Here is a 14,433-nt window from a genome sequence, read left to right on the forward strand (position 1 = left end):
AAAATTAGCAATCCTATTCTTCTATAGTGAGCGAATAGTTGTGCACAATTGTGTCGGTAAAGCTTTATACCTTATATCCCAAATGTAAGGCATAATGATAGTAAGCGCAAATGTGTGTCACCCTGAGTCGAGTATTGTGCCGTGAAAAATTCTAAAAAGTCTTTAATGCATGTGCTAAGCATGTCTATTTTGCTTAGTTTGAGTTCAACAAGCTTTGCAGAACTCGTCAATAACCCGTCCTCAGGGAGTACTGGTACTGCAAGTTTAAATTGGTCAGCAGCGGATGCTAGTCAACTTTTAAATGATGAAGATGATGAGCCGACGCCGCAAGGTTCAACTTCTGTAACTACAACTTTGCGTGGCGGTAATGCGCCAAAAGTTATTAGCTCTACACCTAGAGTTGCTCCAATCCGTGATACTGGGGGTTATAACGCCCAGCCGAGTGTCAGCGCACGTGCTGCACTTGTGATGGATGCACAAACAGGTGAGGTCCTTTATAGTAAAAATACCAACGCATCGGTACCGATTGCGTCTATTACCAAATTAATGACAGCAGTTGTAACGGCAGATGCGCGTTTAAACATGTCAGAAGAAATTACACTTGAGCAAATCGACTTTGCTGGTGCAAATGGTAAAAACTCAAGCTCAACCTTACGTGTTGGCGACAAGATGAACCGTGCAGAAGTTCTTCTATTTGCTTTAATGAAGTCTGAAAACCCTGCAGCGGCAGCTTTAGCACGTACTTATCCGGGCGGTCGTCCTGCATTCGTAGCAGCGATGAATGCTAAAGCACGTTCTTTGGGGATGAGTGCAACTCATTATTATGAATCAACTGGTTTAGACCCACGCAATGTTTCTTCTGCGCGTGATTTAGGGATTTTGGCGAGTACAGCATCTCAGTATGGTTTGATCCGTCAATTCTCGACAACACCAACCTATGACTTTAATTTAGGTTACCGTGTACTCAAGTCAAACAACACTAATGCTTTAGTGCGTAATGGTGGTTGGAATATCAACTTATCTAAGACTGGTTATATTAATGAAGCAGGCCGCTGTGTTGTGATGCACACGACTGTAAACTCACGTCCAGCAGTGATTGTATTGCTTGGTGAGCCAAGTACACAGGCACGTAATAACGACGCAACTAACTTATTAGGTTGGTTGAGTAATTTGCCAAAACGTATTTAAGTTAAATATTTTAAAAACGCTTCTACTAAGAAGCGTTTTTTTATGGCATTTAAAAAAGCATAAAAAAACGGCTGTATGAAACAGCCATTTTTTATAAAAACTCAGATCTTACATATTAGATAAAATCGAATCTTTTACTTGGTCCATTGTTGCATCAATTGACAACATCACTGCATCAGCACATTGTTTGATTGCAGTATCAGGATCTTTCAAGCCATTACCAGTTACTGTACATACAATTACAGAACCTTCAGCAATTTTACCCGCTTTAATGTCACGGATTGCACCACCGATAGAAGCAGCAGACGCTGGCTCAACAAATACACCTTCATACATAGAAAGTAAGCGTTGAGCTTCTAAAATCTCGCTGTCTTGAAGTTCATCAAACCAGCCTTTAGAGTCACGTACTACAGCTTTTGCATGGTTCCAGCTTTGTGGGTTACCAATACGGATTGCAGTTGCAACTGTTTCAGGGCTTTCAACTGGAGCACCACGTAAGAATGGAGCTGCGCCAGAAGCTTGGTAACCTACCATTGTTGGTAAGCCTTCTGGTTTAGGACCAGTGAATTGATCAGTCGCAGCATCATAAACAACTTGTTCGAACTGATCAGCAGGTTGGTTTGCTACAGCTTCTGTATAACCCATCCAGTGAGCGGTGATGTTACCTGCGTTACCTACTGGCAAGCAGTGATAATCAGGTGCACGGCCTAAAGCTTCAACGATTTCATAAGCAATGGTTTTTTGACCTTGCAAACGGTAAGGGTTGATTGAGTTTACAATCGTTACAGGTGCTTGATCAGCCACTTCTTTTACTAGACGCATACCATCATCGAAGTTACCACGGATTTGCATAGTGATCGCACCATACATCATGGCTTGAGCCATTTTACCCATCGCAATTTTGCCTTCTGGAATCAAAACAAATGCTTTGATACCAGCGCGAGCAGCGTATGCAGCAGCAGCAGCAGACGTGTTACCCGTAGATGCACAGATAATTGCTTTAGAGCCTTCTTCAACGGCTTTGGTTACAGCCATGGTCATACCACGGTCTTTAAATGAACCAGTCGGGTTTAAGCCCTCATATTTCACATAAATTTCAACATCTTTGCCAATAATACGTGGAATATTCTCAAGTTTAATGAGAGGGGTGTTGCCTTCACCCAAAGAGATAGCACGAGTAGTTGCCGAAACTGGCAAACGGTCACGATAACGATCTACAAGACCAGTATAACGATTGGCATTAGACATGATGGTGTTCCAATTAGAGGTGAAGCGGGAGAGGGAATCTTTCCCTCAACCTGATTAACTATCGAGCGATTCTAAACGAATTCTTACGATTTCGCCACGAATAGCAGGTAATGCTTGAATTTGCGCAAGAGCGTCATCCATTTTTGATTCAACGATTGGATCGGTCAAAATTACGATTGGAATGAGGTCTTTTAAGCGTGATTGTTGCATGATGGCATCAATACTGATTCCAGCACGGCTTAAGATGGTCGTTACATCTGCAAGTACACCAGTCTGATCTTCAGCATTTAAGCGGATGTAATAACCTGTAGTCATTTCTTCACGGCTTAAAATTGGCATATTTGTTAATGCTTCAAAAGCAAGTTGAGGAATTGTACCTGCGCCATCTTCTGTATAAGAGATGTCACGAACAATATCAATCACATCGGCAACAACCGCAGAAGCTGTTGGGCCTGCACCAGCACCAGCACCGTAGTACAGCGTTGGACCAACTGCATTTGCCTGAACTAAAACAGCATTTTTAACACCGTTTACGTTAGCAATAAGTTGCTCATCTGGAATAAGTGTTGGATGAACACGTAATTCAATGCCATGCTCAGCACGACGGGCAATACCTAAATGTTTAATGCGGAAACCAAGCTCTTCGGCATACTTCACATCTTGTGCAGTAATTTTGCTGATACCTTCGGTATAAACCTTATCGAATTGAAGAGGAATACCAAAAGCACAAGACGCTAAAATTGTAAGCTTGTGTGCAGCATCAATACCTTCAACGTCAAAAGTTGGGTCTGCTTCTGCATAACCGAGTTCTTGAGCTTCTTTTAACACATCATCAAATGCACGACCTTTCTCACGCATTTCAGTGAGAATAAAGTTACCTGTACCATTAATAATGCCTGCAAGCCACTCGATATGGTTTGCAGCAAGGCCTTCACGGATCACTTTAATAATTGGAATACCGCCAGCTACTGCTGCTTCATAAGCAATTTGCACAGCATTGTCTTCAGCTGCTTTAAATAGTTCATTGCCATGTTCAGCGAGTAAGGCTTTGTTTGCAGTAACAACTTGCTTACCGTGTTTGATTGCTTCCATGATAATTTCGTAAGCAGGGTGAATACCACCCATCACTTCTACAACCACATCTACATCGGGTTGACGAACGATGTCAAGTAAGTCTGCGCTTTGTTTAATACCTTCTAATTCAAGATCTGGACGAGGGCGGCGTGTTCCAACGTGGGTAATTTGAATTTCTCGACCGGTGCGACGTTTAATTTCAGCGGCATTTTCTTGTAGTAGTTTAAGGGCTCCTCCACCTACGGTTCCTAAACCGAGTATTGCCAGGCGAACTGGTTTCACGTCACACTCCATATCATCATTTAATCATTTAGTTGAAGCTAGATCATAGCTAAAAAAAACGCCAGACTCTAGCGCTTTTCGTGCCTGTTCAATCAATTAGAGTGCGATGTTCGGAAAAGCAGAGTAGATCAGTCTTTAAACACTGATAGAAAAAGTATTAATTATTGAAAAAACAAAGCACTGCGATAAGAGCAGCGCTTTGTTGAAGAGATAGCTGATTAATCATTCATCAGCTTAATGGATGTTATTTATCCAGTTTTTTAACCAATTCATCTGGTGTTAAGTAGCCACCCAAGTACTCGCCATCAACATTATAGATTGCAGGAGTACCATTCACGCCCATGTTTAAACCAAGTTGATATTGTTCGCGAACAGGATTTTTACATTGCGCAGGTGGAATACTAACGCCTTGTACGGCTTGGTTAAATGCAGCTTTACGGTCTGCACTACACCAAACGGCTTCCATGGTTGGCATGAATTGCTCACCACGTGGCCAAGCAATGTAACGAACCTCAATACCCTTTTCATTAATTTCAGGTATGTGCTCATGTAGTTTATGGCAATAAGGACAGCTTGCATCGGTAAACACATAAATCACATGTTTAGCATTACCGCCCTTGGCTGGGTAAACAATCAAATCTTCATTTTTTAAAGCAGCAAGGTGCTTTTTATTTTCTGAAGCTTGCAGGTTATCGCCAATATTATGCAGCTCTTTACCGCCTAAACGGATGACATCACCTTGAATAAGGTATTTACCATCACTAGTTGTATAAATCGACGTCATACCTTCGAGATTTACCCAATATAAATTAGGAACTTCAGTAGGCTTGATATCTAAAATTTTGGCGTTGATATTTGCATTCTTAAATTGTTTTTGCAAAGTTTCAATTAAACGCTGTTTAGCATTACGTTCAATAATAGTTGAAGCTTCCCCAGTAGCAGGTGCGGTCGCTGTGAGCGCATCTTCTTTTTGTGGTTTGTTTTCTTTAGAACAAGCACTGAACAACAAGCTAGAAGCCAAAGCACAGGCAAGAAAAATTTGAGATCGGGTAAAGGACATAGATAACCCTTATTTCATCAGTATTTATAGTCAGAAGCTGCTAAGCATAACAAAAAATCTAGTATGTATTGTTAAAACTTTCTTAACCTTTGTGAACGAAATCAAACGATTGTTTGCTGAATTTCAAATAATTCGTTTAAAAAATTTTAACCTCTAGGGTGATGTTTTTCATGTAATTGTTGCATTCTGACTTGTGCTACATGGGTATAGATTTGGGTAGTAGATAAATCACTATGACCCAGTAACATTTGTACTACGCGTAAATCGGCACCATGATTAAGTAGATGTGTTGCAAAGGCATGACGTAAGGTATGAGGCGACAGCTCAGCCTGAATATTGGCTTGTAAGGCGTAACGTTTAATCGCATACCAAAAGTTCTGACGACTCATAATTCCGCCATGTTGGGTTAAAAAGAGATAGTCAGTAGAGCTTTTATAGAGTTGAGGCCGAGCATCCTGCAAGTAGCGCTCTACCCAGTCACAGGCATATTGCCCTAAAGGCACTAAACGTTCTTTATTGCCTTTACCGGTAATACGTAAATAACCTTGTTTTAAATTGATCAGCTCTAAGCGTAAGTTGATTAATTCAGAAACACGTAAACCACAAGCATAAAGGACTTCAAACATTGCTCGGTCACGTAAACCTAAGGCTGTGGTAATGTCAGGCGCTTGAATAAGTGCTTCGACGTCTTCTTCTGATAAATCTTTCGGTAAAGCTCGGCCAATTTTTGGTGAGTGATGAGTCGCTACAGGATTATCGCTTCGTAATTTTTGTTCACGTAGAAACTTATAAAACTGACGTAAGGCAGATAAACAACGTGCAATTGAGCGTGGACTTTTTCCTATTTTGGTGAGTTCAATCAGTACATCAGAAATGTCCTCGCTCGACCATTTCGGCAAACTATTTTTTTTATGAAGCTCGCTGCATTGAATAAGGTCAGATAAATAGGCATTTCGCGTATGCGGACTCACTGTTTGTGCAACTAAATAGTCACGAAAACCTTGTAAAAAGCTCAAATGTTCAGGAATTTGAACAGGGCTTGGAATACGCGGTTTTTTATTTATCATAAACAATATCCTCTAAACCACTGTACTTTAAAAGAAACTTTAAGATTTGTCGATTAAAGTAGGTGAGAATTGAAATCTAACCTTATTTGGTAATTATTCTCATTTATATGTATACTAGAAGAAAAGGTTTAGGATCGGATGCGGTGCGTTTATCAGCGTTGAAAGTGAAGCAAGCGGCTACCATCACCAAAGTAGATCGGATGACACAAACGTCCGAGCAGCAAGATTTGGTCGCAATTCGTTTGGAAAGCTTGGGCTTTGTACCAGGTACTCGAGTGGAAGTGATTACCAAGGGCATTTTTGGTGGTGATCCGATCTTAATCCAAATTGGCTTTACTCGTTTCGCTTTACGTAAGGCGGAAGCGGAAAAAATCGAGATTCAGTTAGAAGGAGTACCCGCATGAGTGATGCGCTACGTATTGCCCTTGTGGGAAACCCGAACTGCGGTAAAACTTCTCTGTTTAACCATTTAACTGGAACAAGACAAAAAGTTGCTAACTATGCGGGCGTAACTGTAGAGCGTAAAGTCGGTAACTTTCAGTTACCTTCAGGCCGTGCAGTTCGTGTACTGGATTTGCCAGGTACCTATAGTTTGCAGGCAACCAGTCCAGATGAAGAAATTACCCGTGATGTCTGCCAAGGCAAAATTGCCGAAGAAGGGCAGCAAGATGCTTTTTTATGTATTGTCGATGCGACCAACTTAAAACTGCACTTGGGTTTGGTGCTTGAAATTATTGAATTAGGACGCCCAATTCTGGTTGTGTTGAACATGATGGATGAAGCGCGTCGTCGTGGTATCCAGATCAATACACAGAAACTCTCTGAGCGTTTAGGTGTTCCAGTTGTTGAAACAGTTGCCGTACGTAACTCAGGCATTGAAAACTTATTGCATGCGCTTGACCAAGAAAAATATACCGTACCGCATACAGAGCTAAGTGGTTTAAGTGGTGGACATCATCAAAAAATCGAAATGATTTTTAAAGATGTGGTCAATTTTGTTGATCATGATGATAAGCGTACTGATTTTCTAGATCGAATTTTCTTACATCCTGTGTTGGGTTTACTCAGCTTGGCAGTGATGATGTTTATTGTGTTTCAGGCGGTATTCGCTTGGGCGGAACCTTTTAAAGCTGCAATTGAAGATGGCGTAATCCCATGGTTAGGTGAATGGTTAAATGGAGCTATTCATCAGCCTGTGCTACGCAGTTTAGTGGTAGATGGTGTTCTGGCGGGAGCGGGCACAGTATTGGCATTCTTGCCACAAATTTTGATTCTTTTCTTCTTTATTTTGGTGCTCGAAGAATCAGGTTATTTACCGCGTGCTGCGTTCTTGCTCGATAAATTAATGTTTAAAGCTGGCTTGAGTGGCCGTTCTTTTATTCCATTATTGTCGAGTTTTGCCTGTGCGATTCCCGGTATTATGGCAACCCGAAGTATTAGTGATTCACGTGACCGTTTTACTACGATCATGGTTGCACCTCTCATGACATGTTCGGCACGTTTGCCTGTCTATGCCTTGTTAATCGGTGCATTTATTCCAAGTCAAACTGTTTTAGGAATCTTCAATTTACAAGGTTTGGTGCTGTTTGGTTTATACATGGCGGGTATCTTAAGTGCGCTTTGTGTTGCCTTTGTGATGAAGTTCTTGCGTAAAGACAAATCACAGCATGCCTTGTTAATGGAGTTGCCAAGTTATCGTTTTCCTGACCCAAAAAGTATTGCTATTGGGTTGATGGAACGCGCAAAGATTTTCTTGCGTCGTGTTGGTGGGATTATTGTTGCATTAACCATTATTCTTTGGTTCTTGTGTACTTTTCCTCAGGCGCCAGAAGGTGCAACGCTACCGGCAATTGATTATAGCTTCGCGGGTATGGCGGGGCACTTGATTCAGCCTTTGTTTGCACCACTTGGCTTTAACTGGCAAATCGTGGTGGCATTAATTCCTGCGATGGCTGCTCGTGAAGTTGTAGTCGCAGCATTAGGTACGGTATATGCGTTGTCTGGTGCTGATGATAATGCTGTTGCACAGGGGCTTGCCCATTTGATTAGTGCAAATGGCACAGGCTGGTCACTGGCTACAGGCTTGTCTCTATTGGTCTGGTTTGTTTATGCACCGCATTGTTTAGCAACTTTGGCTACGGTACGCCGTGAGACAGGCTCATGGAAACATGTGGCAGTCATGACGGCTTATCTATTTGGTTTAGCTTATCTCATGTCATTTTTAACCTATCAAATTGCATCACGCATTTGGGGTTAATAGGAGGCGCTTATGTTTGATTACCTTATTGTTGCTGTATTGGTGTTGTGGAGTGCCATTGTTGTCTTTAAAAAGGTATTTCCTCAAACATCTGCTTCAGTATTTCTTGCCCTATCAACCCAGTGTCAACGGTTGGGCTGGCAGCGTTTGGCGACATGGCTGAAGCCTAAACAGGCTGCAGGTTGTGGCGGCAATTGTGGTTGTTCTACGGATGATACTCCTGCGCAAAAGTCCGCTCCGGTACAAACGGTGAAGTGGCGTTAATTTTTCTGTATAAAAAGCCATCGAATGATGGCTTTTTTACGCACTGACACAAAAAAAGTAGAATAAAAGTCAAACTGAAAAAGTATTCAAAACAGCAAAGTGCTAACATTTTTGCCATTCTGTCGATTGATAAATTGTGGGGCAAAAATGTTAATACAACGTGGTGGGTTAAAAGTTGTAGCAGGCTTGGGTATATCAGGTGTTTCTGCTGTAAATTTCCTGCATGAACAAGGCTACCAAGTTGCAGTAACGGATTCTCGCCCCACACCTCCTGGACATGATCAAATTCCTGCAGATGTGAAGACTAGTTTTGGTCAACTCGATCAAGAATTATTACTACAAGCAGAAGAAATTGTTTTAAGCCCGGGCCTTGCACCACAATTACCAGAAATTCAAGCTGCCATTGCTCAGGGTATTTCTGTAGTAGGGGATATTCAGCTACTTCGCCGTGCAACTGATGTACCGATTGTTGCGATTACGGGTTCAAATGCGAAGAGTACGGTTACTACTCTAATGGGCTTAATGGCGAAAGATGCCGGTAAGAAAGTTGCAGTTGGTGGCAACCTTGGACGCCCAGCTCTAGATTTATTAAAAGATCAACCAGAGTTATTGGTACTTGAGTTATCAAGTTTCCAGTTAGAAACCACATCTCACTTAAATGCTGAGGTGGCTGTGGTATTGAACATGAGTGAAGATCACTTGGATCGTCACGGCAACATGTTAGGTTATCACCAAGCAAAACACCGTATTTTCCAAGGTGCGAAGAAAATTGTATTTAACCGTGATGATGCTTTGAGCCGTCCTCTTGTACCTGATACAACCCCAATGCAAAGCTTTGGTCTAAATGCACCTGACTTAAATCAGTACGGCGTTTTAAGAGATGCTGACGGTACACTTTGGCTTGCTCGTGGCTTGCAGCGTTTAATTAAAAGTTCAGACTTATATATTCAAGGTATGCACAACGTAGCCAATGCTTTAGCGTGTTTAGCATTAGGTGAAGCAATTGGCTTACCTATGGAGTCTATGCTTGAAACTTTAAAACATTTTAAAGGTTTAGAGCATCGCTGTGAGTATGTAAAGACCGTACATGATGTACGTTATTACAATGACTCTAAAGGAACCAATGTTGGTGCGACCCTTGCAGCAATTGATGGCTTAGGTGCTGCGATCGAAGTGAAGAAAGGTAAGGTTGCCCTAATTTTGGGTGGACAGGGTAAGGGCCAAGACTTTGCTCCTTTACGTTCTTCTATCGAAAAGTATGCCAAAGTTGTGGTATTGATTGGTGAAGATGCTCCGGTCATCGAACAAGCCATTCAAGGTGCAACTAAAATTTTACATGCAGCAACGCTTAAAGAAGCTGTAGAGCTGTGTCAACGTGAAACACAAGCTGAAGATGTGGTATTGCTATCACCAGCATGTGCAAGTTTTGATATGTTTAAAAGTTATAATGACCGTGGTCAGCAGTTTGTTGCCTGCGTCAATTCGTTGGTTTAAAGAAAATATGATTAGGAATGTAGTATGGCAGGCTTAGCTCAGACCACAATCCAGAAAATCAATCATTGGTATGAACGGATATTGCCGAAATGGCCAACGGAAGTGACGCCACGTAATGTCTTGATTTTCTGTGTCGTTGCATTGTTATGTATCGGTTCGGTGATGGTAGCATCTGCTTCGATGCCTTATGCAGAATATATGCATGAGAATCCGTTTCATTATGTCATCCGCCATGCAATTTCTATTGCAGTTGCTGGGGTAGTGGCGTATTTGACCTACCGAATCTCACTCAATACATGGTTTAAAAATACTTTTCCGCTGTGGTTGTTAACCATGGTTCTGTTACTTGCTGCTTTGGCGGTAGGTTCGGAAGTCAATGGTTCTACTCGTTGGATTAAAATCGGTGGTTTTACCTTGCAGCCTACAGAAGTTGCCAAGGTCATGATGGCAATCTTTACAGCAGACTACGTGGTACGCCGTGCTAAAGAGGTTCGTACGCACTGGAAAGGTTTACTGCGTTTAAGTGGTGTGATGGCAATTACGGTCGGTTTGATTATTGCCGAACCTGACTTGGGTGCTACGATCGTTATCGTCATGATGATGGTTGGGGTGTTCTTTTTAGCAGGTGCGCCGCCAACACAGTTCTTGATTATGCTTGGTGCGATTGTCACCGGTATTGTGTTTTTGATCTTGTTTGAGCCTTACCGTTTCCAGCGTTTGATTTCATTTACTGACCCTTGGGCAGACCCATTAGGTGTGGGTTATCAGTTATCAAACGCACTCATGGCATTTGGTCGTGGTGAATGGTTTGGAACAGGTTTGGGGCATAGTGTTCAAAAGCTATCTTATTTACCTGAAGCGCATACTGACTTTATGTTGGCCGTGTTAGGTGAAGAGTTTGGCTTCTTTGGTATTTCGATTGTCATTGGTTTGTCTTTCTTGATGTTGGCTTGTTGTATCAAAATTGGTCACCGTGCTTTGAAACATCATTATCTTCGCGCAGGCTATTTGGCTTATGGCATTAGTATTATTTTCTTACTCCAGATTTTGGTAAATGCGGGTATGAACATGGGCTTAATGCCAACCAAAGGTTTAACTCTGCCATTTATTAGTTATGGTGGTACATCTTTAATGATGTGTGCAGCTATGATTAGCTTGATCTTAAAGATTGATGCATCAACTCAAGAAGTGAACCCTGAAAGAGAAGAATCAAACTTCTAAAGTATTTCAGTTGTTATAAAAAGCCCGATATCAAATCGGGCTTTTTTATTTATAGATATATTCCGCCAAGCTCTTGCCCGTGAGGAATTAAATCTACATTCCACTGTGCTACGGCTTGCTTGAGCATCACTTCGGGGCGGTCTAAATCAACGTTTGGTTGGCCTAGTGCTTGTATGGCTTGTTGTAGTAATTGAGGAGCTTTAGTTAAATCGAGTGCTTGAGCAAGATTTTGTTTAGAAAGCTTTTGCCCTTGATCATTCATGGCGAGTGGGAGGTGCATATAGCTGAGTTTAGGATAACCGAGGAGCTGACCCAGCCAGATTTGACGTTCGGTGTTATCTAAGAGGTCTGCGCCACGAACAACGTGAGTAATACCTTGTAGATAATCATCTACAACTACAGCAAGTTGGTAGTTAATAATGCCATCGCGGCGTTTAAGAACAAAGTCCCCAAGGTCGTATTGCAGATTGGAGCAATGATGTCCTTGTAGGCGGTCATCGAAACAAATTTGCTGATCTTGAACTTTTACCCGAATCGCTTGACCGTGAAAATCAAGATTCAGATCACGGCAGGTACCTGCATAGATTGCATTTGAACCGAGCATTTTACGGGTACACTGACAAGCATAAACGAGACCCTCTTTTTTAAGTTGGTCTAATACGCTTTCATAAATGTCTAGGCGGTCTTTTTGAAAAATGATCTCGGCATCTGGATCGAACTGAAAAGCTTCAAGTGATGCGAGTATATGGTCTTCACTACCGGGGTAGATACGGGGAATGTCGGTGTCTTCAACACGAACTATCCATCGCCCTTGATGAGCTCTGGCATCACAATAGCTGGTAACAGCCGTAATGAGTGATCCGAAATGTAAAGGGCCGGTTGGCGAGGGCGCAAACCGACCTGAGTATGAGCAGCGATTAAGCGGAACATTGTTCCGCCGCTGCGCAAGAGAAAAGCTATGCTTTTCTGGCAGGCGATTTAACTGCTGCGCAAGAGCCGAGTTGTACTCGGCTAGAGAATTCTCAACAGTCACAATTAACCGTTATTTTGCTTCTCTTTAATTTCTGCCAAAGTTTTGCAGTCAATACATAACGTTGCAGTTGGACGTGCTTCTAAACGACGTAAACCGATTTCGATACCACAAGTTTCACAGAAACCGTAGTCTTCGTTTTTAATCGCTTCCATAGATTGTTCAATTTTACGAATTAACTTACGCTCACGGTCACGTGTACGTAATTCAATTGCAAATTCTTCTTCTTGGGTAGCACGGTCATTTACGTCTGGCAATGCAGTTGATTCGTCTTGCATCGTATTTAAAGTACGATCAACTTCAGACATTAATTCAGCTTTCCATGCTTGCAGAATTTGTCGGAAATGCTCGAGCTGTCCTTCAGACATGTACTCTTCATTTTTCTTAGGTTGATAAGGTGCAATACCAAATAAACTTGCAGTTGTGCCTACGTCAGAAGTTTTAGGTTTCACTTTACGTGCACGTTTTGCAGAAGCTTTATCACCTTCTACTACAACTTCTGTATGTTCATCCAAAACTTGGTTGTGGTTGTCATTCGCCATAATAGGGCATTCCTCATCATACACGTATTATCTATACGCAAAAAATATGGTGATATGCAAGTGTTTTTATAGAAAACCATCGATGGATTTTTCCATCGGGTCGTCATCATATAGATTTTTCCTGCAAGATGATAGTCATTCCGACCCGTAAATATTTTCAAAACGTGTTTGCACTAGTCATAATTCTATATAAGCATATAAAAAATAGGGCTAATAGCCTGAAATATCAGTATTTATACGGGTTTTAAAATTTTCAAGTCGAAACACTTTTGTTTCAAAACTACCATCGTTATTCAGACGAATGTAACGATAACCCGGGGCATTTTGATCGAGTGCAAAATCATTACTAAACGGCTTAAACTGTACACTTGTGGAAGGTGTCGAGAAAAATTCGATGCCTTGCCAAATATTCAGAGAGTCTTGATGGACGTGTCCGCAAACTAAAGCTTTTACATTTTTAAATGGGCTTAACGTATCAAGAAGAACATTCGAGTTTTGAAGCTTATGGTGATCAATCCATTTTGATTTCATGGCAAATGGATGGTGATGACAAGCCAGTAAAACTGGATGATCTGCAAATTCCTCAAGTAGATTTGCTAAATTTTCTAATTGCTCCGAAGACAAATGACCATCCACTTTTCCCTTTACCGCGCTATTGAGCATAATCACTCGCCAGTTGCCTAAACCGACCACCACAGGTTGCTGATGGTTTTCGTTATGCAATGGAAAGTGGTCAACATTGTCATGATTGCCGAGAGTCTGGAAAAATGGCAGGCCCAAGGTTTGCATAAAGTTGAGGTAACGTTTGTAAGTAACAGGTGTTGGTGCTTGTGCGAGGTCTCCAGTATGAATAATCGCATCGGCTTCGGGATGTTGTTTTAATATCTGTTGAATAATGGCATGGAAACTTTCTTCAGGATTCATCCCCACAAATTCTAGCTGTGGATACTCCAATAAATGTGTATCGGTAATTTGTATGATGACATGATTTTTTTGTGAAAGTGTTGAGACTTGAAAAGTCACCGTCCTACCTCTTCGGATTTATTATCGTTTTGCTGTGTTGAGCCAGCCATTGTAATGCCATAATAACAGGGGCATTTCTTAAACGTCCGCTGTCGAGTAGTGTTTGAATTTCACTATAACTAAACAAATGCAGCTGAATATTTTCACCCTCATCATCTACGCCAAAAATACCGCCTTCAGCGGGTAAATTGGTTTGGGCAACATACAGATGAAATAGCTCTGAACATGCGCCTGCTGATGGATAAAAACTAAATAGATGTTCTAAATCCTGAACTTCACAACCTGATTCTTCAAGGCTTTCGCGTCGAATGCAACTTTCTGGTGACTCATTGCCATCTAACACACCCGCGATAATTTCGAGTTGCCACGGCGATTGAGAGTCATCTAAAGCACCAACACGAAACTGTTCAATCAGGGCAAATTGTTGTTTTTGATCATTGTAGAGTAGTACTCCAGCCGCTTCAGGCCGATGCACAAGTTCGCGCTGCAATACAGGAGTATATTCAGATTGATTAAATAGACGATGTCGAAGGCTGACTTTTTCAACTTGAATAAAACCACGGAACAGAGATTCACGTGATGTTACTTCGACATCTTTAGATGTATAACTTGGACGCTCGACAATACTCATGATTCGATCAGGACGAAATCTATTTATTTCATCCTAACCGAGAATCATGGCT

Annotated in this window: 14 protein-coding genes; 6 read left to right on the forward strand and 8 right to left on the reverse strand. The window is 41.6% G+C overall.

All coding sequences use genetic code 11. From position 1 onward, the window contains the following. Positions 1 to 141: 141 nt before the first annotated feature. A complete protein-coding gene (pbpG, locus tag ACIF8R_RS08360) occupies positions 142 to 1,188 on the forward strand; it encodes a D-alanyl-D-alanine endopeptidase PBP7/8 (RefSeq protein WP_311070215.1) in 1,047 nt (348 codons plus the stop codon). A gap of 108 nt (positions 1,189 to 1,296) precedes the next feature. On the opposite strand, the gene thrC is transcribed toward pbpG, so the two are convergent. The 4 genes from thrC to xerD form a co-directional block, all read right to left on the reverse strand. After that, entirely contained in the window at positions 1,297 to 2,436 is a 1,140-nt protein-coding gene (gene thrC / locus ACIF8R_RS08365) for a threonine synthase (protein WP_019457006.1), read from the reverse strand. 54 nt (positions 2,437 to 2,490) lie between these two features. Next, positions 2,491 to 3,792, reverse strand: coding sequence for a homoserine dehydrogenase (locus tag ACIF8R_RS08370; RefSeq protein WP_396480205.1), 1,302 nt, complete (start codon positions 3,790 to 3,792; stop codon positions 2,491 to 2,493). A gap of 244 nt (positions 3,793 to 4,036) precedes the next feature. After that, entirely contained in the window at positions 4,037 to 4,852 is an 816-nt protein-coding gene (locus ACIF8R_RS08375) for a DsbC family protein (protein WP_396480207.1), read from the reverse strand. Between the two features lie 146 nt (positions 4,853 to 4,998). Next, entirely contained in the window at positions 4,999 to 5,919 is a 921-nt protein-coding gene (gene xerD, locus ACIF8R_RS08380; RefSeq protein ID WP_396480209.1) for a site-specific tyrosine recombinase XerD, read from the reverse strand. Between the two features lie 143 nt (positions 5,920 to 6,062). Here xerD and ACIF8R_RS08385 point away from each other — a divergent pair, with 143 nt between their 5' ends. From ACIF8R_RS08385 to ftsW, 5 genes are all read left to right on the forward strand, one after another. Beyond that, a complete protein-coding gene (locus ACIF8R_RS08385; protein ID WP_002053176.1) occupies positions 6,063 to 6,323 on the forward strand; it encodes a FeoA family protein in 261 nt (86 codons plus the stop codon). Next, positions 6,320 to 8,176, forward strand: a complete 1,857-nt coding sequence (locus ACIF8R_RS08390; RefSeq protein WP_311086982.1) for a ferrous iron transporter B — start codon at positions 6,320 to 6,322, stop codon at positions 8,174 to 8,176. The genes ACIF8R_RS08385 and ACIF8R_RS08390 overlap by 4 nt, the downstream gene beginning before the upstream one ends. A 12-nt stretch (positions 8,177 to 8,188) precedes the next feature. Then, positions 8,189 to 8,440 (forward strand): DUF6587 family protein, encoded by a 252-nt coding sequence (locus ACIF8R_RS08395; protein ID WP_311070211.1) that lies wholly within the window; start codon positions 8,189 to 8,191, stop codon positions 8,438 to 8,440. Positions 8,441 to 8,587: 147 nt separating this feature from the next. Continuing rightward, on the forward strand, positions 8,588 to 9,934 hold the full coding sequence (murD, locus tag ACIF8R_RS08400) for a UDP-N-acetylmuramoyl-L-alanine--D-glutamate ligase (protein ID WP_396480211.1): 1,347 nt from the start codon (positions 8,588 to 8,590) through the stop codon (positions 9,932 to 9,934). A gap of 24 nt (positions 9,935 to 9,958) precedes the next feature. Continuing rightward, positions 9,959 to 11,155 carry a putative lipid II flippase FtsW gene (gene ftsW / locus ACIF8R_RS08405; protein ID WP_191012483.1) on the forward strand — a complete coding sequence of 399 codons (1,197 nt, stop codon included), beginning with the start codon at positions 9,959 to 9,961 and terminating at the stop codon, positions 11,153 to 11,155. A gap of 49 nt (positions 11,156 to 11,204) precedes the next feature. On the opposite strand, the gene gluQRS is transcribed toward ftsW, so the two are convergent. The 4 genes from gluQRS to ACIF8R_RS08425 form a co-directional block, all read right to left on the reverse strand. Beyond that, positions 11,205 to 12,188, reverse strand: coding sequence for a tRNA glutamyl-Q(34) synthetase GluQRS (gene gluQRS, locus ACIF8R_RS08410; protein ID WP_396480213.1), 984 nt, complete (start codon positions 12,186 to 12,188; stop codon positions 11,205 to 11,207). Positions 12,189 to 12,190: 2 nt separating this feature from the next. Continuing rightward, positions 12,191 to 12,727 (reverse strand): RNA polymerase-binding protein DksA, encoded by a 537-nt coding sequence (gene dksA / locus ACIF8R_RS08415; protein WP_263612749.1) that lies wholly within the window; start codon positions 12,725 to 12,727, stop codon positions 12,191 to 12,193. Positions 12,728 to 12,937: 210 nt separating this feature from the next. Continuing rightward, the gene (gene cpdA / locus ACIF8R_RS08420) at positions 12,938 to 13,750 is read right to left on the reverse strand and encodes a 3',5'-cyclic-AMP phosphodiesterase (protein WP_396480215.1); all 813 of its coding nucleotides are present in this window, start codon (positions 13,748 to 13,750) and stop codon (positions 12,938 to 12,940) included. 4 nt (positions 13,751 to 13,754) lie between these two features. Further along, entirely contained in the window at positions 13,755 to 14,381 is a 627-nt protein-coding gene (locus tag ACIF8R_RS08425; RefSeq protein ID WP_396480217.1) for an NUDIX domain-containing protein, read from the reverse strand. Positions 14,382 to 14,433: the final 52 nt, after the last annotated feature.

The sequence above is a fragment of the Acinetobacter sp. ABJ_C4_1 genome (genome assembly GCF_044538495.1).
GTDB classification, from domain to species: Bacteria; Pseudomonadota; Gammaproteobacteria; order Pseudomonadales; family Moraxellaceae; genus Acinetobacter; species Acinetobacter nosocomialis_A.